This window comes from Candidatus Palauibacter sp. (assembly GCF_965261555.1).
GTDB lineage: Bacteria > Gemmatimonadota > Gemmatimonadetes > Palauibacterales > Palauibacteraceae > Palauibacter.
Window position 1 is genome coordinate 2987007 of the sequence record NZ_OZ253465.1, and the last position, 24669, is coordinate 3011675.

A 24669-nucleotide genomic window follows, 5' to 3' on the forward strand; every position below is an offset into this window, starting at 1 on the left:
CCGGGCGATCGCCTCGTGGAGTATCCGACCTGCTTCTCACGCGGATCCGGTCAGGTGTCCCAGCTTCTCGCGCTTCGTGCGGAGATAGCGGACCAGCCGATCGTCGGCCCCGCCGAGCTCGAGGGGCACGCGGTCGCGGATCACGAGGCCGAAGCCCTCCAGCCCCGCGAGTTTCTTGGGGTTGTTCGTCATGATCCGGATCGAGTGCAACCCGAGATCCACCAGGATCTGGGCCCCGATGCCGTAGTTCCGCAGGTCGGGCGGAAAGCCCAGCGCCTCGTTCGCTTCGACCGTGTCGTGGCCTTCGTCCTGCAGCTCGTAGGCTCGGAGCTTGTTCAGCAGTCCGATCCCCCGCCCTTCCTGGTCGAGGTAGACAATGACTCCGGCCTCGGCTTCCACCACCATGCGCATCGCGGCCTCGAGCTGGCCGCCGCAATCGCAGCGACTGGAGTGGAACACATCGCCCGTCAGGCAGCGCGAGTGAACGCGGACGAGAACATCCTCCGCACCCGCCACATCGCCGCGCACGAGCGCGACGTGTTCGCGCCCATCCACCTCGTTCGCGTACCCGACGATCCGGAAGTCGCCCCACGGCGTGGGGAGGTCCGCCTCGGCGACGCGCCGCACGAGACTCTCCGTGCGCAACCGGTAGGAGACGAGGGCGGCCACCGTGATGAAGGGGAGGTCGTGCTCCGCCGCGAACTTCTCGAGTTCCGGGCGGCGCGCCATCGTCCCATCCTCGTTCAGGATCTCGCAGATCACACCCGCCGGGGTGAGCCCGGCCAGCCGGGCGAGATCGACCGAAGCCTCCGTCTGGCCCACCCGCTGCAGCACACCGCCGGGCCGGGATCGGAGGGGAAAGACGTGGCCCGGGCGCACGAGGTCCGTCGGCCGGGTCTGGGGATCCACCGCGACCCGGATGGTTCGGGCGCGATCCTGCGCCGAGATCCCGGTCGACACGCCGAAGTCCGGGCGGGCGTCGATCGAAACGGTGAACGCCGTCTTGTGCGGGTCCGCCAGCCGGTCGTCCGTCATGAGCGGGAGATCGAGGCGATCGGCCATCTCATCGGGCATCGTGAGGCATATGAGCCCGCGGGCGTGCCTGGCCATGAAGTTGATGGCTTCGGGCGTCGCAAGCGCGGCCGCGCAGACGAGGTCCCCCTCGTTCTCGCGATCCTCATCGTCCGCGATGATCACGAGTCCGCCGCTGCGGATACGCTCGATCGCCGCTTCCACCGTATCGGCGGGCATGCCCGCCAGCCGAAGTCTGTTGTCGGTTTTCATTCGAACCGGAGCCGACTCAGGAGTCCACGGGGACCACGTGCGGTCGGAGGGCACGAGCCACGTGCTTGCCGATCAGGTCCGCCTCGAGGTTGACTCTCGCGCCCGACGCGAGGCGCCCCAGGGTGGTATGGGTCCATGTATAGGGAATGATGGCGAAACGCGCGATGGTCCCGGTCAGGCGGTTGACCGTGAGACTCACGCCATCGACGGCGAAGGAACCCTGCGACACGGTCACCCTCTCGAGGCCAGCGGGGAGTTCGATCTCGAGCAGGCCGGACTCGCCCTCCCACCTCGCCGCCGTCACGTTCCCCACCCCATCGACGTGTCCCTGTACCATGTGGCCGCCCAGCGGTTCCCCGGCGCACAGCGCCGGCTCGAGGTTCACGGGATCCCCTACCCGCCAACTCCCGATCGTGGTCCGCTCGAGTGTGGCCTCGACGACGTCGACCTCGAACGTCTCCTCCCGGAGCGCGACGATGGTCGTGCACACGCCCGCGAGCGACACGGAATCCCCATCGCGGAGGCCTTCGAGAAACGGGACGCGCGCGATCGTCAGCCGCAGCGCCGTCTCCCGGCGTTCCCGGCCAGCGACCTCGCCGACCGCCCGTATGATTCCGGTGAACACGAATCCGATCGCTCAGAGGTTGTCCAGGGTTTCCTGGAGTTGTCGGTGCTCGAACACGATCTGCGTATCCTGCCCCAGCGAATCTCGTTGCATCGGCAACCAGTCGCCCGGCGTCGACGGCTCGAGTCCCGGAAACGCCGGCACGCCGTCCCGGCCGTAGAACATGGGGGCGATGAAGGCATGGATCCGCTGTATGTGTCCTCCGCGAAGCAAGGATGCGGCGACCTGCCCCCCACCTTCGACGAACACCGAGAGCACCCCGCGAATGGCCATTTCGTTCCAGACGGCGCTCAGGTCCAGTCGGTGATCCTCGCTTCGGGGAACCCCGATGACCTCCACGCCCGCCTCGCGGAGCGGATCCGCGCGCTCGTCGAATCCTTCAGAGTCGGGATCCGCGAAGACCCACACGGGCGCCTGGGCGGCCGTCCGCACGAGCTGGCTCGACGGGCGGAGCCTCAGCGTGGTATCCAGGACGGCCCGTACCGGCGGTACCCTCGGCACGACCTCGCCGCGGGCGGTGAGCAGAGGGTCATCGATCGCGATCGTGTTGGAGCCGATGAGGATCGCATCGTGACAGGAGCGGAGACGGTGGACCTCGTCCAGCGCCCGTATGCCGGTCACCGGAGTGCGAACGCTTTCTTCTCCGAGCTTCGCGTCGAGCGAGAGGGCGAGCTTGAGCGAAGCGAAGGGTACCCACTGCCGGTGAAACCAGAGGAAGGCCGCATTCAGCCGTTTCGCGGCGTTCGCCTCGATCCCGATCTCGACGTCCAGTCCGGCCTGCCGCAGCTCCTCGGCCCCGTGACGCGCCTCCGGGTTGGGATCCCGGCACGCGATCACGACGCGCCGTATGCCGGAGCGGATGATCGCGGTGGTGCACGGGGGCGTCTGCCCGGTATGGCGGCACGGCTCGAGCGTCACGTACATCGTTGCGCCCGCCGCGCGCGGCCCCGCCTCCCGCAGCGCCATGACCTCCGCATGGTCGCCGCCGTACTCCGCGTGCCATCCCGTGCCGAACACCTGGTTTCCGCGGGCTACAACGGCGCCCACGAGCGGATTGGGCGATACGCGGCCCAGTCCTCGCGGCGCCACGGCCAGCGCCTCGCGCATGTGACGGAGATCCTCGGTGCGGCTCGGCGGCGCCCCGGCGATGGGGTCGAATTCACGCGCCGTCATGAAGTCTCCAGATGCACCCTGCCGCTGCCCGCGACGAGTTCACCGCACAGGAAGGCCTCGCACCCGGAGTCGCGAATCTCCTCGAGCACGCGGTCGACCTCGCCCTCCCGCACCACCGCGACCATCCCCACGCCCATGTTGAAGGTGGAGTAGAGTTCCGCCTCGTCCGCCCCGCTTTCGCGCGCGATCACGTCGAACTCGTGCGGGCGCGGCCAACTGTCGGAGCGCACCACCGCATCGAGGTTCCGGCCGATGACCCGATCCACGTTCCCCGGGATCCCGCCCCCCGTGATATGGGCGAGCGCTCGCACGCGGCCTGCTTCGAGGCTGCGCTCGAGGATCGGCAGGTAACTTCGGTGAGGACGCAGGAGGACCTCCGACACGGAGTCCCCAGTTCCCGGGAAGGCGTCGTGGGCTCCGAGTCCGAGGCGGTCGAAGAAGAGGGCACGCACGAAGCTGTAGCCGTTCGTGTGGATGCCGCTCGCCGCGAGTCCGATGAGGCGGTCCCCCGGCTCCAGATCTCTGCGGGTCAACTCCGGGTAGGCGATCTCGCCCACCACGAATCCCGCGAGGTCGTATTCCCCCGGCGCATAGAAATCCGGCATCTCCGCCGTCTCTCCCCCGAGCAGCGCGCAGCCGTTCGCGCGACAGGCGGCGGCGAGCCCCGAAACGACGCGCGTCACGGTATCCGGGTCCAGCACGCCGCAGGCGACGTAGTCCATGAAGATGAGAGGCCGGGCGCCTTCGACGAGGATGTCGTTGACGCAGTGGTTCACGAGATCGGCGCCCACCGTGTCGTGCCGGTCCGCCAGGAAGGCAACCTTCAGCTTCGTCCCCACGCCGTCGGCGCTCGCAACGAGTTCACGGCCGGGCGTGGCCCGGAACCGCCCTCCGAACGAGCCGAAATCCGAACTCACGGCATCCGTCCGGGTCCCCTGGACGAGCCGGGAGAGCCGGGCTTTCGTCGCGCGGGCCGCCTCGAGGTTCACGCCCGCGTCCCGGTAGGTCAATCCGTCGTTCATATTCCCTTCATGCCTGGTACATCGAATCTGGTGAGCGTCCCGAAGCTTCGCACGCGGTCCTCCACCTCGGCCATGGTGAGGGTCACCATGCGGCGGGCGCCGAAGGCCTCGCACGCGAAGGAACCGAGCGCGCAACCGTACACGACGGCGCGCCTCAACGCGGGTCCCGCAGTCGAACCGCAGCGCGCCAGATACCCGATCAAACCGCCCGCGAACGCATCGCCGGCTCCGGTGGGGTCGACCACGTCGTCGAGCGGGAAGCCGGGGGTGATGAAGAAACCGTCGCTCGTGAGGAGCACGGCTCCGTGCTCCCCTTTCTTGATCACGACGTGGCGCGGGCCCCGGCTCTGAATCCAGCGCGCGGCCCGGGCCAGGTTGTGCTCCCCGGAAAGCTGTTTCGCCTCTTCATCGTTCAGGGTGATCAGGTCGATCTTTGCGATGACCTCGGCGAGACGCTCCGGCGTCCCGTCGATCCAGTAGTTCATCGTGTCGCACGCCGCGAGCACGGGCGACTCGATCTGATCCAGAACCTCGAGCTGAAGGGCGGGGTCGATGGCGCCCAGAAAGGCCCAGGGCGCACTCCGGAGGGCGTCGGGAATCGTCGGATGGAAGTCAGCGAACACCCCCAGCTCGGTGAAGGTCGTGTCCCTCGTATTCATGTCCCGGTGATAGCGGCCGCCCCACCGGAAGCTCCGGCCGGGCCGCTGCGCGAGCCCCGACAGATCCACGCCCCTGCGCCGAAGGAAGTCGAGTTGGTCCGTCGGATAGTCGTCGCCGATGACCCCGACGAGCTGGACCGGCGCGAACAGGGAGGCCGCGGCGCTGAAGTTGACCGCCGTCCCGCCGACTACGTCCTCCTCGTGGCCGGCGGGGGTCGAAATCTCATCCAGTGCGACGCTGCCCACGACGAGGATCGACCCCTCTCGGGTCCGGCCAGCGCCGTTTCCGGGGGCCCGGACCTTCACTTCGCGTCCCGGGTCATGGCTTCGGGGGCCGAGAGGCCGAGCGCTCGCAGCCCGTTGCGCAGCGTGAGCTGAACCGCGCGCGCGAGCCGGATTCTCGCGGCCCGCCCCGGCAGGTCCGCCAGGATTCTCTGCGCCGGATCCAGGTTCCCCTGGTGGTACCAGGCGTTCACGAGCCCCGCCGTCTCCTCCAGGTACGCGCAGACCAGGTGCGGAGCCCGGTTCGTTGCGGCTGCCGCGATGACCTCGGGAAGCCTCAGGACGGAGAGGGCGACCTCACGCTCCGCCGGGGTGCCGAAGCCGTCCGGAACCTCGAGGGAGGCCGGAACCTCATCGGCGACGACTCCCGCCTTGCGGAACACGCTGCACATGCGCGCATGCGCGTACTGGACCTTGTAGACCGGATTCGCATCCGACGTATCCAGAGCGAGATCGAGATCGAAGTTGAGATGGACCTCCGCGCGGCGCATGAGGAAGAAATACCGCGCCACGTCCGGGCCCGTCTCCTCCACGAGTTCCCCCAGCGTCACGAAGCGTCCGGCGCGCTTGCTCATCCGGACTTCCCTGCCGTCGCGCAGGACGGTGACGAGCTGGATGATCAGGACCTCGAGCAGGTCCGGGCACGACAGGCCGCGCAGGGCCGCCAGCATGCGCTTCTCGTGGCCCTGATGATCCGCACCCCAGACGTCGATCGCGGTGTCGAAGCCGCGCCGCGCCTTGTCGAGGTGATAGGCTAGGTCCGGCAGGAAGTAGGTGAAGGAGCCGTCGCTCTTGATGAGGACCCGGTCCTTCTCGTCGCCGTGGCTGGACGTCCGAAGCCACGTCGCCCCCTGCGAGCGATAGATCAGGCCGACGTCATCCAGCGCCTCCAGGAGGCGGTCTATCGCTCCGGACTCGTAGAGCGAGCGCTCGGAGTAGAACAGATCCATGTCGACGCCGAAGCGCGACAGATCCTCCGCCTGTTCCTCGCGGAGCAGTCGCACCGCTTCGCGCCGGAAGTGCGCCCGGCGCTCTTCCGGCGGGAGCGAGGCGAGAAACCCCGGGCCGGCGGCGTCTCGAATCGCCAGCGCGACATCGCGGACGTACTCGCCATGATATCCGCCTTCGGGAACCGCCGCCGGCCGGCCGGCCGCTTCCTCGTAGCGTGCCTCGACGGATTCGCCGAGGAGTTCGATCTGCCGTCCGGCGTCGTTCACGTAGAACTCGCGGGTCACGTCGTGTCCGGCCCACTCCAGCAGCGACGCGACCGCGTCGCCCAGCGCCGCGCCACGACCATGGGCCACATGCAGCGGCCCCGTCGGGTTGGCGGAGACGAACTCCACGTTGACGCGGAGCGCGGGTGAAGCCTGTGTCCATCCCCAGTCGCGGCCCGCCTCGATGACCTCCGTCAGTCGGGGCCAGATCGATTGATCGGAGAGCCGGAAGTTCAGGAATCCCGGGCCCGCGACTTCCACCGCCGCGATGCCGGCGGCCGCGGGATCGATCAGTTCGCAGACGCGCGCCGCGAGTGCCCGCGGAGGCTGGCCCAGTCTCTTCGCGAGCACGAGCGCCGCGTTGGACGCCCAGTCTCCGTGCGTCGGATCCCGCGGCCGCTCCAACCCCGGAGAGAAGCCCTCCGGAGCACCCGCGGCAGAGAGGGCGGATTCGAGTGCCTCGGAGAGCCGGGCCAGCCCCGCGTCGCCCGTCACGAGTCGGAACCGCCTTCCGGCGACCCGGAGGTGGCGCCATCAGACGCGGACGAGGCGCCGTCCGGCGACGCGGAGGAGGCATCGTCCGACGCCTTGGCGGCAGCGGACTTCCCGGCACCCTCGGGCGCCTGCCGATAGTCGGTGGCGTAGAAACCCGGCCCCTTGAAGACGATCCCGCCTCCGGACGAGATGAGCCGCTCCACCTGCTCTTCCCCACACAACGGACAGAGACGGATCGCCGGGTCCGACATGCGCTGGAACCGCTCGAATTCGTGTCGACAACTGCGACATCTGTATTCGTACGTTGGCACTCGTGCCCCTGGGTCCATCCGTGGAACGTCGACGTGCCCGCGGCGTTTCGCCGCGGGCGGCTAGCCGGGCCGGTATTCTCCCCACACCTCGCGCAGCGCGTGGCTGATTTCGCCCAGAGTCACGCGGCGCCTGACGGCGTCGATCAGAACGGGCAGGAGGTTAGCATCTCCGGCCGCCGCTCGCCGGATCCCCGCCAGCGCCGCTTCCACGTCCGTGTCGCTCCTCTCCGCCCTGAGCCGCGTGAGCCGCAGGCGCTGTTCATCCGCCAGGCGAGCGAAATCCGGCGCCTTCGGCGTTTCAACCGGTTCGGCATCCGCGTGCAGGTTCACGCCGACCACCTCGAGTTCGCGGCTCTCGATCGCCTCCTGATGCTGGCGGGCGGCGAGGTGGATTTCCTCTCTCATGTAGTCGATCGCCTGCACGGGGCCGCCCAGTTCTTCGACGCGCGCGAGATACTCCCGGGCCCGCGCCTCGATGTCGTCCGTGAGCGACTCCACGAAGTAGGAGCCCCCCAGGGGGTCGACGGTGTCTCCGACACCGGTTTCGGCCGCCAGGACCTGCTGCGTGCGGAGCGCGAGGCGGGCCGCGTCCGCTCCGGGAAGCGAGAGCGCTTCGTCGTAACTGTTCGTGTGCAGCGACTGCGTCCCCCCCAGAACCGCGGAGAGCGCCTGAACCGCGACGCGCACGACGTTGTTCAACGGCTGTTGGGCCGTCAGCGCCGCCCCGGACGTCTGGGTGTGGAACTTCAGTCGACAGCTCTCTTCCGCGGCTCCGAAACGGTCCCGCATGAGGCGGGCCCACATGCGGCGGGCGGCGCGGAACTTGGCGACCTCCTCGAAGAACAGCCGGTCGGCCGAGAAGAAGAAGCTGAGCCCGGGAACGAAGTCGTCGATCTCCAGCCCCCGCTCGATGGCGCGGCGCACGTATTCGAGGCCGTTGGCGATCGTGAAGGCCAGCTCCTGGGCCGCCGTCGCGCCGGCCTCGCGAATGTGATACCCACTGATGGAGATCGAGCGCCAGCGCGGCATCTCACGGGAGCAGAAGTCGAATACGTCCGTCACGAACCGAACGCTGGGCTCCACCGGATAGATGTACGTCCCCCGCGCGATGAACTCCTTGAGCACGTCGTTCTGGAGCGTACCCCGGAGGACGGCCGGATCGATACACCGTTCCTGAGCCACACCTGCGTACATCGCGAGGAGGACGGGCGCCGTGGCGTTGATCGTCATCGCCGTCGAGACGCGTTCGAGCGGGATCTCCTCGAACAGCCGGTGCATGTCCTCGATCGAATCGATCGCCACGCCGACCCGTCCGACTTCCCCCCGCACCCTGGCATCGTCGGAGTCGTAGCCCATCTGGGTCGGAAGGTCGAAGGCAACGGAGAGACCGGTCTGTCCGGATTCCAGCAGATAGCGGAAGCGCGCGTTCGTCGCCGCGGCCGTGCCGAAGCCGGCGTACTGGCGCATCGTCCATAGCCGCCCCCGGTACATCGTGGGGTACACGCCGCGCGTGTAGGGGAACTCGCCGGGCAGGGCCCGATCCGGGTTCGCATCGCCCGCCTCGTAGACCGGATCGATTTCGATCCCGCTCGTGGTGGAGAAGACCGGGCGCCGTGCGTTCACGGGGTCTCCGCCTCGAGCGTCACGAGAACCTGGTCGCGATCCACGACATCACCTGCGCGGACCTCGATTTCGGCCACCGTTCCCGGTTCACGGGCGCGCAATTCGTTCTCCATCTTCATGGCTTCGATCACGACCAGTCCATCGCCGGCGCTCACGCGCTGCCCGGCTTCTGCGAGAACCCGCGTGATCAGCCCCGGCATCGGCGCGCGCAACTCCTGCGGTCCCCGCCCCCCAGCGCCTTGATCGGCCAGTGCGCGGAGCGCCCGGGTACGTTCGTCCTCCACCGTGACGTCGAAGGTCCGACCGCGCACGGTCAGCCGCCACCCGGCGGGCGTCCGGCGCGCGAACACGCGGTGGTTCGCCCCATCCAGGGTGAGCTGGACTTCACCATCCGCCAGCCACGCGAACTCCGCTGCCCGCTCCGAACCGTTCAGGCGCAGCCCGGAGACCAGCCGTTCGACCTCGAAGCCCGCGCCGTCCACCTCCACGTGGTACTTCATGACGGCCTCACCAGTCCCGATCCGCCCGCATCCAGGCCGACAGCCCGTTCCCTCCGTCGCCGGAGCGGCGCGCACCGCCGGCAACGACCCGCGGCCGGTCCTCATCCGCGAGGAGCACCGCGGTCGCCATGGCCACGTCGCGCAGCCCGGGGTCCGCGGCCCCTCCGAGTCCGGGGTGTTCCTCCACGTACCGGATGGAGAGATCGTTCGCCCGGTAGTCGGCTTCGTCCATCACCGCGAGATGCCAGGGGACCGTCGTCTCGACACCGCCGATGACGAGCCCCTCGAGCGCGGACCGCATGCGCCGGATCGCAGCGTCCCGATCCGAGGCGTGGACGACCAGCTTGCCGAGCAGCGAGTCGTAGTGCGGGCCGACTTCCGACCCGTTCCGGATCCCGCCATCCCAGCGTACGCCGGGCCCCGTCGGCACTTCGAGACGGTCGATTCGACCCATGGATGGGAGGAATCCGTCGGCCGGGTCCTCCGCGTTGATCCGGCATTCGATCGCGTGCCCGCGCGCGGCGGGCGGCTCTCCGCCGCCGAGCAGCGGGAGCCCCCGGGCGACGCGCAGTTGCTGACGGACGAGGTCCACGCCGGTGACGAGTTCCGTCACCGGGTGCTCGACCTGAATCCGGGTGTTCATCTCGAGGAAGAAGAACTCGCCCTCTTCGACCAGGAACTCGACCGTGCCCGCGCCGCGGTAGCCGACCGCCGCCGCCGCCCGCACGGCAACCTCCGCCATTCGGCGCCGGAGCGCATCATCGATCGCCGTGGACGGCGCTTCTTCGATCAGCTTCTGGTGTCGCCGCTGGATCGAGCACTCCCGCTCGCCGAAGTCCACGGTTCGCTCGTCGTCGGCGAGCACCTGGATCTCGATGTGCCGGGGGGAACCGAGGAAGCGCTCCGCGAACACGCGTCCGTCGCCGAAGGCGCTCTGTGCCTCCCGCGTCGCGCGCCCGAACGCTCCGGCCATCTGCTCCTCGTCGGAGACGACGTGCATGCCCTTGCCGCCCCCACCGGCCGCCGCCTTCAGGAGGACGGGGAACCCGATCCGTTCAGCTTCGACGATGGCGTCGCGCGCGGAATCGAGCGGGGCGCTGCCAGGTATCACGGGCACTCCGGCTCCCACCATCCGCGCCCGGGCCCGCGTCTTGTCGCCCATGATTTCGATCGCGTCGGCGGGAGGTCCGATGTACACGAGACCCGCGGCTTCGACGGCGCGAGCGAAACCGGCGTTCTCGGCCAGAAAGCCGTACCCCGGATGAACCGCCCCCGCCCCCGTCTCCTCCGCGGCCGCGAGGAGCCTGTCGATCGACAGGTAGCTCTCCGCGGCGGCAGCCCCCCCGATCCGGACCGCCTCGCCCGCGAGAAGCACGTGGGGGGCCCGGCGATCCACGTCGGAGCAGACGGCGACCGTCCCGAGGCCTTCCTCGTGGCACGCGCGGATGATCCGAACCGCGATCTCGCCGCGGTTCGCGATCAGAACCTTGTCGAACATCCGGCCTCGGAGGGGTTCACAACGGAATATTGCCGTGCTTCCTGGGCGGGTTGCGATCGCGCTTCTCGGCCATGGCCTCGAGCCCCGAAACGAGACGCGCGCGCGTCTCGCGGGGGTCGATCACATCGTCGATGAACCCGCGCTCGGCGGCGAGATAGGGGTTGGCGAACTTCGCCCGATATTCCGCTTCGAGTTCGGCCGTGCGCGCCACGGGGTCCTCGGCCGCGGCGATCTCGCGCCGGAAGAGGACCTCCACCGCACCCTTCGCGCCCATCACCGCGATCTCCGCGCTCGGCCAGGCGAGGTTGAGGTCGCCACGGATATGCTTGGACGACATGACGTCGTACGCGCCGCCGTAGGCCTTGCGCGTGATGACGGTGAGCTTCGGCACTGTCGCCTCGCAGTACGCGAAGAGGAGCTTCGCGCCGTTTCGGATGATGCCCTCGTGCTCCTCCCTCAGTCCCGGGAGAAAGCCGGGCACATCCTCGAAGGTCACCAGCGGAACGTTGAACGCATCGCAGAAGCGGACGAACCGCGCGGCCTTGATGCTCGCATCGCTGTCCAGGACGCCGGCGAGGACCGCGGGCTGGTTGCCGATGATGCCCACGGCGTTCCCCCCGAGTCGGGCGAAGCCCGTGATGATGTTGCGGGCGTACTCGGCGTGAACCTCCATCAGGCTGTCGGCGTCGACGACGCGACGGATGATGTCCAGCATGTCGTACGGGAGCTTCGGGTCGTCGGGCACGATCTCGAGAAGCGCCGCGTCGGCCCGGTCCGCCGGGTCCGTCGTCTCCCGCCACGGGGGCGTCTCCTGGTTGTTCGAAGGCAGGTAGGAAAGGAGCCGGCGCACGGCGCCGAGCGCCTCGACCTCGGTCGCCGACCGGAAGTGCGCCACGCCGGACCGGCTTGCGTGCACGGCGGCGCCGCCGAGTTCGTCGAACGTCACGTCCTCGTGCGTCACCGTCTTCACGACGCCGGGGCCCGTGATGAACATGTGGCTCACTCCGTCCACCATGAACACGAAGTCCGTGATGGCGGGGCTGTAGACCGCGCCTCCGGAACATGGCCCCAGGATCGCGCTCAGTTGCGGGATCACGCCCGACGCCAGCGTGTTTCGCAGGAAGATGTCCGCATAGCCGCCGAGCGAGGCGACCCCTTCCTGAATCCGTGCGCCACCCGAGTCGTTAATGCCGATGAATGGGGCGCCGTTTCGCGTCGCGAGATCCAGGACCTTCACGATCTTGCCGGCGTGCGCTTCCGAGAGCGAGCCTCCGAAGACCGTGAAATCCTGGCTGAACACATAGACGGTTCGCCCGTCGATGCGGCCGTAGCCGGTGATGACGCCATCGCCCGGGACGCGCCGGTCCCCAAGCCCGAAGTCCGTGCAGCGGTGCTCGACGAAGCGGTCGAACTCCACGAAGCTCCCCTCGTCGAGGAGGATCTCGAGGCGCTCCCTGGCGCCCAGCTTGCCGCGCGCGTGCTGGCGGGCGAGCCGATCCGGGTCTCCGCGCGCGGCCCGCTCGGATCGGGACTCGAGTTCGGCCAGCCTCTCGCGCATGCTCACCGGATGCTCGCCGTTCGCGCCCGGGGCCGCGTGTCCGCACGCAGGGTGTCCACGCGCAGCGAGTCGCGCGGCGCAAAGGGAGACGGCGCCGCACGCACCTCCGCCAGCCAGGTGAGAAGTTCCTCTCTGTTCGCCTCCACGGGCGAACCGTCCACCAGCATGCGGATCTCCGTGGAGCGCCGTACGACCGACCGCTCGGCGTCGGGACGCAGACGGCCCGTCACGCCCTCGACTTCCGGTCCCGATTCGAGGTATGCCGCGAGCGCGGCCGGGATCGGCAGTCTCGCGCCATCGAGAGCGGAGAGAACCAGGAGCGTCGCATCGTGTGCCAGAGCCGGCATAATGTTGTCCCGCAACGTCTTTCGGTATCGTCTCTCATAATCCGCGACGAATCGCCGCCACGGCGTACCCGGGCTGACGCGGTCCGTCGCGAGACCGATCACGCGATGGTCCGTCGCGAAGCGTTCGAGACGGCGCAACGCGGCCGGCTCGGCCCAGGCCCCGCTCCCCAGCACGATCACGTTGTAGAGCCCGTAATAGAAGAGTTGAGGCGCGATGGCGAGGACGCCGGACACGGACGCCGCCGGGGCGAAGACGACGTCGGGCTCCGAGGCCGCGACGGCTTCGATGGGTGCCTGGAAGGTCGTGACCCCCGGATCGTAGCGTTCGTGCCCCACGAGCAGACCGCCGTTCTCCCGGATCGTTCGCGTGAACGCATCGATCGCGCCTCCGAGCCCGACCCCATCCGGCTCGAGAACGGCGACCCGGCGGAGCCGCAGATCCTCCAACGTCCAGCGCGCCAGTTCCCCCGCCACGTCCGAGACGCGCGTCCCCGCATCGTAGAGCGTATAGGTCGCCGACCCGGGCCTCAGTACGTCCGTCGCCGTGGGGCTGATGACCGGCAATCTCTGATTCCCGCGGGCCCGCGACGCCGCCGCGAACGACTCGGAGCGAAGCGGACCCAGGATCGCGACCACGTCCTGTCGTTCGAGCGACCGCACGAGGTTCGCCGTGTTCTCCGGATTCGATTCGTCATCGACGAAGATGAGTTCGATATCGAACCCGGCCGGGCGCTCGTCACGGTATCGCTCGACCGCTAGTTCGATCCCCTCGCGCAGCACCCGGCCCAGAGCCGCGAGGTCCCCCGTGAGCGGGAGGATCGCGCCGATGCGCGCGCTGCCGCTGCCGAGATCCGTTTCCGCCCCGACGATCATCTCCGCCGTAACACGCTCCGGTTCGGCGGGCTGCCCGTCCAGGATGCGGGCGGCCAGACGCCTCGCCTCGTCCCCCTGCTCCTCGACGATGAGCAGACGGATGAGTTGGGTATGAACGATCGCGGCGGCAGCCGTCTCCGGCGGGAAGTTCCCGGTCAACGCGCGTAATTCCTGGAGCGTGAGGGCGCCGGTCAACCGGCGGAGATTCTCCGCACCGATCGTCTCCAGTCCCCCGGGCGCGGAGAGGATCGCAGCGACCGCTTCGGGCTCGCGGCCTGTGTCGGAGAGGATCCGAACCAGTCGCTCCAGGGTGGCCGTTCCGAGGGGGGCGGCGGGCCCCCGCGCGAGGAGCCTGCCGTAACGATCCGCAGCGGCGCCCGGGAGCCTCTGTGCTTCCAGCGCCCGACCCGCCACGGAGAGGGCCCGGTCCGCGAGACCCCGGAGAGGTTCCAGTTCACGCCATGCGGCTTCGAGGGAATCCGCGCGCGCCGCGGCGGCGGCGAAGCGTCCCTGCTCGTAGTCGGACTCGGCGAGGCGGAGTGCGGCCTGCGCCCCTTCCCGATCCACAGTGCTCGACGTGGCCATCTCGACGGGTGGGTTGCCGGCGATGAACGCACAACCCGCGGCCGCGACCAGCACGGCGCCGCAACCGAGGGCTACGCGTCTCCGCGCTGCCCTGCGCCGCTCGCGGAAGGGGCTACTCCCCTGCCTCACCACCGGAATCGGACTGCTCCCCCTCGTCCGTGTCATCCGCCGCGGAGCCCGACTTCGACGCCGCCATGTTCTCGTACTCTACCTCTTCGGCGGCGTACGGGACATCGGGTGCGTCCACGACGGCAAGAACGATGCGGCGGTTGATGGGATCCGTCTCGAGTACGCGCAGTTCCAGCCGATGCCCCTCGTCGAAGTGGTCGGCGGGCTCGGCGACCGGCGCCTCCACGCCGAGTTGCGAGATCGGCACGAATCCTTCGAGATCGCTCCCGAGGTCCACGACGACGCCCTTCTCGAGCAGGCGGGTGATCGAGCCCGCCACTTCCCGTCCCGGCTGGTACGCCTGCGCAAGCTGGTACCACGGATCTTCCTGCACCTGCTTCAAACCGAGGGAGATCCGCTTCTGGTCGGGATCGATCGAGAGCACGACGACATCGACCTCCTCCCCCTTCCGGAGCACCTCGGCCGGATGCTGCACGCGCCGCGTCCAGCTCATGTCGGAGATATGGACGAGGCCGTCGATTCCCGCCTCGACCTCCACGAAGGCGCCGAAGGACGTGAGGTTGCGGACCAGCCCGCGGATCTTCGTCCCCGGCGGGTACTGCGCCGGCAGCGCCAACCACGGGTCCTCCTCCACCTGCTTCATCCCGAGCGAGATCTTCTGTGCCTCCTCATCGACGCGCAGCACGACGCATTCGACCTTGTCGTTGATGCCGACGAGCTGGGAGGGATGGCGGACGTTGCGGGTCCATGACATCTCGGAGATGTGGACGAGACCCTCGATCCCGCGCTCGAGTTCGACGAAGGCGCCGTAGTTCGTAATCGAGACGACCCGGCCCAGCACGCGCGTCCCGACCGGGTACTTCTCGGCCACGTTCTTCCAGGGGTACTCCTGAAGCTGCTTGAGGCCGAGCGAGATCCTCTCCCGGTCCCAGTCGATGTCGAGGATCTTGATCTCGAGCGACTGGCCGATCTCGCAGACTTCCGACGGATGGCCGATGCGCCCCCAGGACATGTCGGTGATGTGGAGGAGGCCGTCCATCCCGCCGAGGTCGATGAAGGCGCCGAAGTCCGTGATGTTCTTGACGATTCCGGGGCGCACGTCGCCCACGGACAGCTCCTTCTTGAGTTCCTCTCGCTTCCCTGCCCGCTCCTCTTCGAGAAGGACGCGACGGCTCACCACGATGTTCCGGCGGCGCTTGTTTAGCTTGAGGATCTTGAAGTCGTACTCGTCGCCCAGAAGATCGTCGACGTTGGGTACGCGGCGAAGCGCGATCTGGGATCCGGGCAGGAACGCGTCGACCCCCATGAGATCGACCGTCACGCCACCCTTGATCTTCCGCTTGATTCGCCCCTGCACCGGACGGTTGTTGTCGAAGGCGTCCTTGATCTTCTCCCAGACGCGGAGGAAATCCGCCTTCTTCTTCGAAAGGACGACGACGCCTTCCTCATCCTCGAGGCTCTCGAGGAGGACATCCACGGAATCGCCCATCTCAACTTCGTCCGGATCCGCGAACTCTTCGAGCGGGACGGCTCCTTCGGACTTGAAGCCGACATCCAGGATGATGTCCGTCTCCGTCTTTCCGATGACCTGCGCGGAGACGATCTCACCTTCGGTGATGCGACTGAGGGTGTCCTCGTAGAGCGCGTAGAGTTCGGCGTATTCGGCCTGATCGTGCTGTGAGTCATCCCGGGGATCCGCATCGAGATCCAGGTCGATGGCACTGGGCTCGAAGGCGGCCGGCGTCGCGACGGCGACCTCCACCTCTTCCTGAGCGGCGTCGTCGGCTTCCGTCGACGCGTCCGTGGTCTCGGGGGTTTCCGTCTCGGGGATGTCCGTCTCGGGAACTTCGGTCTGAGGGTTCGTGTCGTCGGGCATAGGGAATCAAGCTCCCGCGCGGGGCCAACGGTGCGTCCCGCCGGGCCTCGTGGCAAAAAAGAATCGACCCCGACCGAGCATCACCATCTCCGCCCAGCCGCCGGCCGATCCCCTGGTGTCGGGTCTCCACAGGATCCGGGGCGAAGCGCCACTTTTTCCGCCACGGTCCTCGAACAGTACGCCAACTTAGATTCGCGCTGCGGGAGCGTCAACGGAAAGCGGAGGCCGCAAGCTCGAGGATGGCGTCCACGACGCGGTCCGGGGACATGATGGTCGTGTCGATCTCGAACGCATCGGGCGCTCGCCGGAGCGGGGACAGCGGACGCGATCGATCCAGCCGGTCGCGCGCCTCGATCCGCCGGATCTCGCGCTTGAGGTCGTCGTCCGTGAAGGGAACGGCGCGCTGGCGCAGTCGACGGCGGGCTCTCTCGCCGACGTCCGCGACGAGGAAGACCTTCAGCTCCGCGTCGGGGAAGACTTCGGTGCCGATGTCACGTCCCTCGCAGACGATCTCGTGGCGGCGGCCCGCCCGGCGCAGCCGCTCCAGCACGACCGCCCGAACCGCCGGAAGCGCGGAAACGGCGGACACCCGCGCGGTCACGTCGGACGATTCGAGGCCGGGGCCGGGCCGGGTCCCCGCGACGGACACCTCGAACCCGTCGTGCGCGGGGACGAGATCGACGTCGAGCCCGGGCACCGCAGCCTCGATCGACGGCTCGTCTTCCGCGATGCCCCTGTCGAGCGCCCACCAGGCGATCGCCCGGTAGAGCAATCCGGAGTTCACATGCACGAAGCCGAGTCGTCGGGCCACGCTGCGGGCCGTGCTGCTCTTGCCGGAAGCGGCGGGGCCGTCCACCGCGATCACCCGTCCCGTTCGCGGAGAAGGCGCTCGGCGTGAGCCGTCGCGGAAGGGCTCCAGGGCGTCCCAGAAATCCGGGTACGAGACGTCTGCGCACGCCCGGTCGTCGATCCGCAGGTCGGCGTCTCCCGCCGTGTCGAGGACTCCGAACGCCATGGCGATCCGGTGATCGCCGCGCGTCTCGACGTCGCCGCGCAGCCGTCCGCCCCGGCCCCGGATCGTGAGTCCGTCGGACCTTTCCTCCACGACGACGCCGAGTTTCTCGAGCGTCCGGGCCAGGACGGCAAGACGGTCGCTCTCCTTCACGCGCAACTCGGCGGCGTCGCGAATCTCCGAACGGCCCCGCGCCCGGGCGGCCAGGACGGCGAGGAGCGGAACCTCGTCGATCACCCGCGGGATCAGGTCGCCGCCGATCGAGAACGCCCGCAGGTCATCGGGGGGATGGACGGTCCACGTCTCCCGCGGTTCCCCGCCCTGCGTCGGCGCGGGGTCCCGGTCGACCACGGCCCCCATCTCCTCGAGCACGGAAAGAAAACCGATGCGACCGGGGTTGGCCGCCACGTCCGCCACCCTCACCGTGCGGCCGCCGAGGAGCGACGCCCCGATCAGGAAGGCGGCCGAGGACGGGTCTCCGGGAACGGTCATGCGGAGACCCTCGAGCGCACCCTCCCAATCGGATGGGTCGAAGCGCACCTCCCCCGCCCCGGTCCGCCCGGGATCGAATGCGAGCGGCACCCCCATCCCGGCCAGCATGCGCTCGGTGTGGTCCCGGGAGAGGGCGGGCTCGCTGACTTCGACGCGTACGCGGCCCAGGACGCCGGCGAGAAGCACGGCCGACTTGACCTGGGCGCTGGCGACCCGGCCGCGGTGGCGCAGCGTCCTCAACGTCCCCGTGGCTCGCCCGCGAAACCGCACGGGAAGCCGGTCCGGCTCTCCGTCGTACTCGATCCGCGCCCCCATGGCCTGCAACGGATAGATGACGCGGCGCATGGGACGGCTGCGAAGCGATGGATCGCCGTCCAGGACGGCCGCGACGCCGGAACCCGCCAGGATCCCGGCGAGGAGGCGCGCCGTCGTCCCGCTGTTTCCGCAATCGAGCCGCGGAGCCGAGGTGACGTGGAACCCGCCGCCCGCACAGCGGATCGTGAGTCCGCGCTCTTCCTCCTCACACTCGACGGCGGCGCCGAGCCGCTGCATCGCGCGTACGCTGGCCCGCACGTCGGCGCCGTCGGAGAGACCGCGCACGACGGACGCCGACGAGGCGAGCGGCGCGATGAGCGCGGCGCGGTGGGAGATCGACTTGTCCCCGGGTACGCGCACCCGGATCAAGGGTCCGGATCTCCCGGCTCCGCGTCATCGAAGGGGACGTCGGTGGACCAGCCGTCGCGGGCGAGTTCCGCCCCCGGGAACACCACACGCGCTTCCTCGAGCAGCTGTGCCGGCCGCTCGGCGTAGCGGGCGCTGATGTGTGTCAGAACGAGCCGCCGCACGCCCGCCTCGCGCGCGACCCGGGCCGCGTCGGCGGCGGTGGAGTGGCCGGTCTCCCGCGCCCGACCCCGTTCCTCCTCCGTGAACGTCGCCTCATGCACGAGGACGTCGGCGTCGCGCGAGATCCGGACCGTTTCGGCAGAGGGACGCGTGTCCCCCGTGTACACGACTTTCCTGCCCGGCCGCGGCGGACCCACGAGCTCCGCGGGGTGGACGCACCGGCCGTCCTCGAGATCCACGCTCTCCCCGCGATGGAGGCGGCCGAAGAGCGGGCCTTCGGGGACACCCATTTCCCGGGCGGCCGCCACATCGAACCTTCCGGGACGAACATCCTCGACGAGGGCGTATCCGAGCGAGCGCCGCGTATGCTCGGTCGCGAATGCCTCCACCCGAAACCCTTCCCCTTCGACCGCATCGCCCGCCCGGAGTTCGTGCACCGTCGCGTCGAAGGCCAGACGATCCCCTCCCAGGTCCCGGAGCGCGCGGATCGTCTCGCCCGTGCCGTGCGGCGCCCAGATCCGGAGCGGCTCATTGCGCCCCTGGAGGCTCATCGTGCGGAGCAGGCCCGCGAGCCCCAGATAGTGGTCGGAGTGGAGGTGCGTGATGAGGATGTCGTCGAGCGAGAAGCCCACCCCGTACCGCATCATCTGCCGTTGCGTCCCCTCGCCGCAGTCGAGGAGGAACAACCGCCCCTCGCGCTTCAGTGCGAGCGACGAAACGTTCCGCGACACCGTCGGCCGCGAGGAAGCCGTTCCGAGAAACGTCAGTCGGAGGATGGCGCGACTCCTTCGGGGGGGGCGACGCGCGCGATCAGTTCCGCGTCCGACATCTCGGAGTGCGTGGCGCCGTTCAGCTCCACCACCGGGCGATGCGCGCTGATGCAGCACAGCCGGAGGCCTACGGTATCCGCCGCGCGCCCCCCCTCCGCCCAGACCGGTCCCATGCTCTGGGCAAGCCAGATCGCTCCGTTGCCATCGACGACCCGGCGCTCGGTCGGCGTGAGCGGTCGTCCCGCCTCCCACAACGCGTGGAAGGCCTCGTCGTCGAGATCGGAGACGGCGAGTCCGGCGGGAAGCGCCGTCCGTCGGTCCGCCACCTCCGGATCGTCGCAGACGAAGTAGCCGAGACCGAGCCCGGACCGCGCGCGGACGGCCTCGTACACCGTCCACGAGGCGCCCTCGATCGTGCCCGAGCGCCGCGGGCGAGCGCCGCCGCCCGTCATGCCGACACCCCGTCGTACACGCCGTGCGTCACGGTTTCGCCGCGGGGTGCGGCGCTTTCACGGCTCGCCAAAGCCTCGCCTGCGGCCTGCTCGATCTCCTCCTCCACTTCCCGCTCCACCAATGCGAGCTTCCGGAGGTTCCGGTCTCGCAGGTTGCCGGCGCCGGCGACTCCGAGGTCGATCCCCGCCAGGTACTCTTCATAGAGTCCGATCGGGTCGCGCCGCCCCCAGTACCGGAACAGCTCGCGCGAAAAGATGGCGCGGGCCTCACGCACGTCATGCGTCGCGTGTCCTCCCATGCGGAAGGTACGAGCCTCGATGAGTTGCGGACCCTCTCCCCGCCGGCAGCGTTCGACGGCCACCCGCGTTGCCGCGTAGACCTCGAGCACGTGGTTCCCGTCCACCGATTCCGAGGGGATCCCGTACGCCGCGCCCCAGGCCGAGAAATCGGGCGGCACGTGATGCTGGTCCAGCCGCGTGCCGAGCGCCACCTGGTTGTTCTGGATGATGAAGACGATCGGCAGCCCGAGCGATGCCGCGAAGGCGAACGCCTCGTGCGCCTCGCCGTGTTTCGTCGCGCCGTCCCCGACCCAGGTCAGCGCTACCCGCGGCTCTCCGCGAATCCGGAACGCGAGGGCGAATCCGTTCATGACCGTCGACAGCGTGGCGACCATGCTGATGGGCGGACACACGCCGTAGCGCAGATCTCCCAGGTGCAGATCCCGTCCCTCCGCGGGGGCGTCCGCCGTCCCGAGGTAGGTGCGGAACACCTCCGCCATCGGCATGCCCATCTCGTGGTTCGCGCCCTGGTTGCGGATCATGGGACCCACGATGTCCCCCTCGGAACCGCGGCGTTCGAGCGCATTCACCGCCCCCACCGTCACGGCTTCCTCACCGGTCGCGAGCCACGCCTTCGAGATCACGCCCTGCTTCACCCACCTCGTGAGCGCGATATCGCTGAGGCGGAAGCGGAGGAGTCCCCGATACAGGGCGATGTACGCCTCGGGAGGCAGCGCGGCGATCTCCCGCTCGCGGGCGGCGTCCGTCCGGATGCGCGACCTGTACTCCTCGAGGAGTTCGGGGTCCGGCTGCCAGGAGACGTACTCAGGGGGGTCGTAGGCCGAGTATCGACGCATCGTCCAGGTCCTCGTGGTCCGGCAGGCCGGAAAGCGGCCCGTCGCGCGGCACATCCTAAGCCTTCGCCACGGACCGCGCGAACCGATAATCTAGTGTCGCGTCCCGGAAATACACGAGCTACCGAGAGTGCCGAGGCGCCGGATCCCGCAAGGCGCTCCGACGAGGAATGGTATCGCCATTTCGAGGAGGAGCAACGCCGTGGGGCCGGATGCATCGGCGCTCGAATAGCCGAGGTATTTCCGGGACACGACACTAGGGGTGGGACCCGCGCGGCCGAAGTGCCGCGCCCTGCGATCGAGGCGCCAGGATGAACCCAGGTCGGGCCGTGGCCGAGGAGTTCGTATGAAGCCGTGCCGGCGCTGCAAGTGCAACGTGCCGGACGCGACGCGAATCTGTCCGCATTGCCGCGCCACGCAGCGGCGGGGCGACCGCACGCCGCAGATGGTGCTCGGATTCGTCACGGTCGCCGCCGCCGCGCTCGCCGCGCTCGGGTCCTGTCCGAGCCTCGCCGGCCAGCCGCCGGGCGGGTCGCTGCGGACGGAGCCGCCGACGATCGCACGCCTGCGCTACGACGGCGGGGGCGACTGGTACGCGAACCCCTCGAGCCTCGACAACCTCCTCGAGCAGATCCGGTCCCGGACGGGGATTCCGGTCGCCGGCCGGCCCGCGGAGGTGGGCGCCGCGGATCCCGACCTCGCCGACCACCCGTACCTGTACGCGACGGGACACGGGAACATGTCCTTCACCGCACTCGAGATCGAACGGCTGCGCGCCTACCTGTACGGGGGCGGCTTCCTCCACGTGGACGACAACTACGGCCTGGACGAGTCCTTTCGCCGGGAGATCGCCCGCCTCTTCCCGGACCTTCCCCTCGCCGAAGTGCCGCTCGAGCACAGCATCTACCGGATCTTCTACGAGATGCCGGACGGCCTGCCCAAGATTCACGAGCACGACGGGAATCCCGCGCAGGGGTTCGGCATTTTCCTCGATGGCCGCCTCGCAGTTTACTACAGCTTCGAATCCGATCTGGGGGACGGCTGGGAGGATGAGGGCGTGCACGGGGACGCGCCCGAGATACGGGAGTCCGCGATCAGGATGGGCGTGAACCTCTTCCTCTACGCGCTCTCCGCGACACCCGCCCGCTGAAGGCCCGACTGCCAGACACCCGCTGACGGCCCGACACCCTGCTGACGGCTCGAAATCAGGCGCCGAACTTGCCGAAGATCGCCATCAATCCGACGACGATCGCCGTGGCGATGAAGACCCCCCAGGCGAAGATGGCCGTGAGGACCGGGCCGTCGGATTTCAGGTGCATGAAGAACATCGCGACGAGCGCGAACTTCGCCGCCATCATCACGAGGAGGATCGGAATGAGCACGGGAGCGAGCGCCTCGATGTAGAACACCATCACCTCGAGCGCCGTCAGCGCGGCGAGGATCACCGCGATGGCGACGTAGAGGCGCGTGCTCGGGTGCGATTCGGCGGAGTGGCGGCTCACGTGTGCCTCACACCAGCAGGTAGATGAGGGTGAAGAGGATAATCCACACGACGTCCACGAAGTGCCAGTAGAGTCCGGCGATCTCCACCGTCTCCGCATGGCGGGCGTCGAGCTTCCCGTTCACCGTCCTCACGAGGAGCGTGGTCAGCCAGATCACGCCTCCGGCGACGTGGGCCCCGTGCGTTCCCGTCAGGACGAAGAAGGTCGACGAGAAGAGGTTCCGCGACAGCGGCAGCCCTTCGTGGACGAAGTGGCTGAACTCGTAGTACTGGCCGCCGAGGAAGATCAGGCCGAAGAGCGCCGTCAGGCCGAGCCACAGCTTCGTCGCCCGCAGGTCGTTCCTCTGCACCGCCGCGAGCGCGAGCACCATCATGAGGCTGCTCATGAGGAGCACGAAGGTCGTGACCGTGATGAACGGGATGTTCAGGAGGTCGTGCGGGTAGGGCGGCACGAGGTTCCGGCCGCGATAGATCATGTACGTGGCGATCAGCGTGCCGAAGAGCATGCACTCGGACCCGATAAAGGTCCACATCGCGAGCTTGCGGTTCGGGATTCCCGTCGAGGTCGGCCCCTCCATCAGTGCGCCTCCTCGCCGAACGGGGGCTCGAAGGCCCACGCGAAGAGTCCCACCGCCGTCACGAACAGACCAAAGAGCGTGAGCCCGAGCGACCCGAGCGCGCCGATCGTCATGAGGAGCATCCCGACGGCGAGTACGAGCGGCCAGTACGACGGATTCGGCATGACCACCGGCTCCGGCGGCTCGTCCGGCTGCCGCCGCGGCACGGCACCCCCGGGTTCATCCCCCTCGTCGCGCGACTCCGGTTCGATGTAGGGATGCCAGAGCGGATCCCGCCGGTCGACCGTCGGGATCTCCGCGAAGTTGTAGTGCGGCGGCGGCGAGGCCGTCGTCCATTCGAGCGTCGACGCGTCCCACGGGTTGTGTCCGGCCGCCTCCCCGCGCCGCCATGTGCGCCACAGATTCCAGACCAGCGGCACGAAGGAGAGCGTGAAGATGAAAGCCCCGATCGTCGAGATCAGGTTGAAGATGTCCAGCCCGAGCCCTTCCGCGTACGTGTAGGTCCGCCTCGGCATCCCCAGGAGCCCCGAGAAGTGCATCGGGAAGAAGGTCACGTTCAGCGCGAGGAAGGTGAGCCAGAAGTGGGCCTTCCCCAGGCCCTCGTGCAGCATCCGCCCCGTCGCCTTCGGGAACCAGTAGTAGAAGCCGCAGAAAAGGCCGAACACGGTGCCGCCGATGAGCACGTAGTGGAAGTGCGCCACCACGAAGTACGTATCCGTCTGCTGCAGGTCCGCCGGCGGCGAACTGTGCATGACGCCGCTCAGGCCGCCGATCGTGAACGTCGCCACGAGTCCGGCCGCGTAGAGCATCGCCGTTCGGAAGCGTAAACGTCCCCCCCACATCGTCGCGATCCAGTTGAAGATCTTGATCCCCGTGGGAATCGCGATGAGCATCGTCGTCCCGCCGAAGACCGCGTTCACGACCGGCCCGAGTCCGACCGAGAACATGTGGTGGACCCAGACGCCGAAGCCGAGGAAGGCGATGAGCACGCCCGAGAAGACGACGACGGGATACCCGAACAGGATCTTCCGCGAGAACGTCGGGATCACGTCGGATACGATGCCGAAGGCCGGCAGGATGAGGATGTAGACCTCGGGGTGGCCGAAGACCCAGAACAGGTGCTGCCAGAGGATGGGGTCCGCGCCCGCCGCCGCGTCGAAGAAGTGCGTCCCGAAGCTGCGGTCGAAGAGCATGAAGATCAGGCCCACCGTGAAGGGCGGGAAGGCGAGCAGGATGAGCGCGGAGACGATGAGCGCCATCCAGGTGAAGAGCGGCATCCTCATGAACGTCATCCCCGGCGCCCTCATGTTGAGGATCGTGACGAGGAAGTTCAGCCCGCCCGCAATCGACCCCACGCCGGAAAGCAGGAGCGAGAGGACGTAGAAGTCGATGCCGAGACCCGGCGAATACTCGCGGTTCGTCAGCGGCATGTACGCGAACCAGCCCCCGTCGGGCATCATCCGGAGGGGGACGCTCGCATACAGGAAGAGGCCACCGAAGAGGAAGACCCAGAAGGAGAAGGCGTTCAAGCGCGGAAAGGCGACGTCGCGCGCCCCGATCTGCAGGGGCACGACGAAGTTGAAGAAGGCGACGACGAGCGGCATGCCGGCGAAGAACACCATCGTCGTGCCGTGCATCGTGAACAGCTGGTTGTAGAGGTCCGGATCGAGGAAGCTGCGCTCGGGGGCGGCGAGCTGGAGCCGGATGAGCTGTCCCTCGAAGCCCGCGACGAGCAGGAAGGCGAACCCGACCACGAAGTACATGATCGCGATCCGCTTGTGGTCGACCGTCGTCAGCCAGCTCCAGATCCCGGTGGGATGCGCGTCGGTCATGG

The 24669-nt window shown here is 68.7% G+C and carries 21 protein-coding genes and 1 pseudogene; 1 reads left to right on the plus strand and 21 read right to left on the minus strand.

Annotated features, from left to right (window positions below; all coding sequences use genetic code 11):
* Positions 1-36: 36 nt before the first annotated feature.
* From ACQY5G_RS13050 to ACQY5G_RS13135, 18 genes and pseudogenes are all read right to left on the minus strand, one after another.
* Positions 37-1284, minus strand: a complete 1248-nt coding sequence (locus ACQY5G_RS13050) for a bifunctional 3,4-dihydroxy-2-butanone-4-phosphate synthase/GTP cyclohydrolase II (protein WP_428274627.1) — start codon at positions 1282-1284, stop codon at positions 37-39.
* A gap of 16 nt (positions 1285-1300) precedes the next feature.
* Positions 1301-1909, minus strand: coding sequence for a riboflavin synthase (locus ACQY5G_RS13055; protein ID WP_428274629.1), 609 nt, complete (start codon positions 1907-1909; stop codon positions 1301-1303).
* A 12-nt stretch (positions 1910-1921) separates the two neighbouring features.
* Positions 1922-3082, minus strand: a complete 1161-nt coding sequence (ribD, locus tag ACQY5G_RS13060; RefSeq protein WP_428274631.1) for a bifunctional diaminohydroxyphosphoribosylaminopyrimidine deaminase/5-amino-6-(5-phosphoribosylamino)uracil reductase RibD — start codon at positions 3080-3082, stop codon at positions 1922-1924.
* On the minus strand, positions 3079-4104 hold the full coding sequence (purM, locus tag ACQY5G_RS13065; RefSeq protein ID WP_428274633.1) for a phosphoribosylformylglycinamidine cyclo-ligase: 1026 nt from the start codon (positions 4102-4104) through the stop codon (positions 3079-3081). Before purM ends, ribD begins: the two co-directional genes overlap by 4 nt.
* Positions 4101-5069 carry a PfkB family carbohydrate kinase gene (locus ACQY5G_RS13070; protein WP_428274635.1) on the minus strand — a complete coding sequence of 323 codons (969 nt, stop codon included), beginning with the start codon at positions 5067-5069 and terminating at the stop codon, positions 4101-4103. The genes purM and ACQY5G_RS13070 overlap by 4 nt, the downstream gene beginning before the upstream one ends.
* Complete coding sequence (gene argS, locus ACQY5G_RS13075; protein ID WP_428274637.1) at positions 5066-6754, minus strand: arginine--tRNA ligase; 1689 nt, start codon at positions 6752-6754, stop codon at positions 5066-5068. The genes ACQY5G_RS13070 and argS overlap by 4 nt, the downstream gene beginning before the upstream one ends.
* The gene (locus ACQY5G_RS13080) at positions 6751-6957 is read right to left on the minus strand and encodes a hypothetical protein (protein ID WP_428278723.1); all 207 of its coding nucleotides are present in this window, start codon (positions 6955-6957) and stop codon (positions 6751-6753) included. Before ACQY5G_RS13080 ends, argS begins: the two co-directional genes overlap by 4 nt.
* A 9-nt stretch (positions 6958-6966) precedes the next feature.
* A pseudogene (locus ACQY5G_RS13085) lies at positions 6967-7083 on the minus strand (FmdB family zinc ribbon protein); the annotation flags it as partial.
* Positions 7084-7125: 42 nt separating this feature from the next.
* Entirely contained in the window at positions 7126-8688 is a 1563-nt protein-coding gene (locus ACQY5G_RS13090; RefSeq protein ID WP_428274639.1) for an acyl-CoA mutase large subunit family protein, read from the minus strand.
* Positions 8685-9188 carry an acetyl-CoA carboxylase biotin carboxyl carrier protein subunit gene (locus ACQY5G_RS13095; RefSeq protein WP_419859851.1) on the minus strand — a complete coding sequence of 168 codons (504 nt, stop codon included), beginning with the start codon at positions 9186-9188 and terminating at the stop codon, positions 8685-8687. The genes ACQY5G_RS13090 and ACQY5G_RS13095 overlap by 4 nt, the downstream gene beginning before the upstream one ends.
* Before the next feature lie 7 nt (positions 9189-9195).
* Positions 9196-10686, minus strand: a complete 1491-nt coding sequence (locus tag ACQY5G_RS13100; RefSeq protein ID WP_428274642.1) for an acetyl-CoA carboxylase biotin carboxylase subunit — start codon at positions 10684-10686, stop codon at positions 9196-9198.
* Positions 10687-10702: 16 nt separating this feature from the next.
* Positions 10703-12244, minus strand: coding sequence for an acyl-CoA carboxylase subunit beta (locus tag ACQY5G_RS13105; RefSeq protein ID WP_428274644.1), 1542 nt, complete (start codon positions 12242-12244; stop codon positions 10703-10705).
* Positions 12245-12246: 2 nt separating this feature from the next.
* A complete protein-coding gene (locus tag ACQY5G_RS13110) occupies positions 12247-14103 on the minus strand; it encodes an ABC transporter substrate-binding protein (protein WP_428274646.1) in 1857 nt (618 codons plus the stop codon).
* 58 nt (positions 14104-14161) lie between these two features.
* Positions 14162-16054, minus strand: a complete 1893-nt coding sequence (locus ACQY5G_RS13115) for a 30S ribosomal protein S1 (RefSeq protein ID WP_428274648.1) — start codon at positions 16052-16054, stop codon at positions 14162-14164.
* Between the two features lie 208 nt (positions 16055-16262).
* Positions 16263-18233: a 3-phosphoshikimate 1-carboxyvinyltransferase gene (aroA, locus tag ACQY5G_RS13120; RefSeq protein WP_428278699.1), complete on the minus strand. Its 1971-nt coding sequence runs from the start codon at positions 18231-18233 to the stop codon at positions 16263-16265.
* A gap of 5 nt (positions 18234-18238) precedes the next feature.
* Complete coding sequence (rnz, locus tag ACQY5G_RS13125; RefSeq protein ID WP_428278700.1) at positions 18239-19177, minus strand: ribonuclease Z; 939 nt, start codon at positions 19175-19177, stop codon at positions 18239-18241.
* Entirely contained in the window at positions 19165-19623 is a 459-nt protein-coding gene (locus ACQY5G_RS13130) for a hypothetical protein (RefSeq protein WP_428274650.1), read from the minus strand. The genes rnz and ACQY5G_RS13130 overlap by 13 nt, the downstream gene beginning before the upstream one ends.
* On the minus strand, positions 19620-20759 hold the full coding sequence (locus ACQY5G_RS13135) for a thiamine pyrophosphate-dependent dehydrogenase E1 component subunit alpha (protein ID WP_428274652.1): 1140 nt from the start codon (positions 20757-20759) through the stop codon (positions 19620-19622). The genes ACQY5G_RS13130 and ACQY5G_RS13135 overlap by 4 nt, the downstream gene beginning before the upstream one ends.
* A 343-nt stretch (positions 20760-21102) precedes the next feature.
* On the opposite strand from ACQY5G_RS13135, the gene ACQY5G_RS13140 reads away from it, so the two are divergent.
* Entirely contained in the window at positions 21103-21906 is an 804-nt protein-coding gene (locus ACQY5G_RS13140) for a DUF4159 domain-containing protein (protein WP_428274654.1), read from the plus strand.
* A 55-nt stretch (positions 21907-21961) separates the two neighbouring features.
* Here the strand turns inward: ACQY5G_RS13140 and ACQY5G_RS13145 are convergent, their stop codons facing one another.
* Genes ACQY5G_RS13145 through ctaD form a run of 3 tightly spaced genes read right to left on the minus strand, consistent with a single transcriptional unit; the run spans position 21962 to position 24667 of the window.
* Entirely contained in the window at positions 21962-22258 is a 297-nt protein-coding gene (locus tag ACQY5G_RS13145) for a cytochrome C oxidase subunit IV family protein (protein WP_428274656.1), read from the minus strand.
* Between the two features lie 7 nt (positions 22259-22265).
* Positions 22266-22835 (minus strand): cytochrome c oxidase subunit 3, encoded by a 570-nt coding sequence (locus tag ACQY5G_RS13150; protein ID WP_428274658.1) that lies wholly within the window; start codon positions 22833-22835, stop codon positions 22266-22268.
* Positions 22835-24667, minus strand: a complete 1833-nt coding sequence (ctaD, locus tag ACQY5G_RS13155) for a cytochrome c oxidase subunit I (RefSeq protein ID WP_428274660.1) — start codon at positions 24665-24667, stop codon at positions 22835-22837. The genes ACQY5G_RS13150 and ctaD overlap by 1 nt, the downstream gene beginning before the upstream one ends.
* Positions 24668-24669: the final 2 nt, after the last annotated feature.

Coding starts and splice junctions, on each gene's coding strand:
- ribD (WP_428274631.1), bottom strand. CDS start 3,082: ATGACGGCGCGTGAATTCGACCCCATCGCCGGGGCGCCGCCGAGCCGC.
- ACQY5G_RS13105 (WP_428274644.1), bottom strand. CDS start 12,244: ATGCGCGAGAGGCTGGCCGAACTCGAGTCCCGATCCGAGCGGGCCGCG.
- ACQY5G_RS13135 (WP_428274652.1), bottom strand. CDS start 20,759: ATGCGTCGATACTCGGCCTACGACCCCCCTGAGTACGTCTCCTGGCAG.
- ACQY5G_RS13100 (WP_428274642.1), bottom strand. CDS start 10,686: ATGTTCGACAAGGTTCTGATCGCGAACCGCGGCGAGATCGCGGTTCGG.
- ACQY5G_RS13095 (WP_419859851.1), bottom strand. CDS start 9,188: ATGAAGTACCACGTGGAGGTGGACGGCGCGGGCTTCGAGGTCGAACGG.
- purM (WP_428274633.1), bottom strand. CDS start 4,104: ATGAACGACGGATTGACCTACCGGGACGCGGGCGTGAACCTCGAGGCG.
- ctaD (WP_428274660.1), bottom strand. CDS start 24,667: ATGACCGACGCGCATCCCACCGGGATCTGGAGCTGGCTGACGACGGTC.
- ACQY5G_RS13150 (WP_428274658.1), bottom strand. CDS start 22,835: ATGGAGGGGCCGACCTCGACGGGAATCCCGAACCGCAAGCTCGCGATG.
- ACQY5G_RS13130 (WP_428274650.1), bottom strand. CDS start 19,623: ATGACGGGCGGCGGCGCTCGCCCGCGGCGCTCGGGCACGATCGAGGGC.
- ACQY5G_RS13115 (WP_428274648.1), bottom strand. CDS start 16,054: ATGCCCGACGACACGAACCCTCAGACCGAAGTTCCCGAGACGGACATC.
- ACQY5G_RS13050 (WP_428274627.1), bottom strand. CDS start 1,284: ATGAAAACCGACAACAGACTTCGGCTGGCGGGCATGCCCGCCGATACG.
- ACQY5G_RS13140 (WP_428274654.1), top strand. CDS start 21,103: ATGAAGCCGTGCCGGCGCTGCAAGTGCAACGTGCCGGACGCGACGCGA.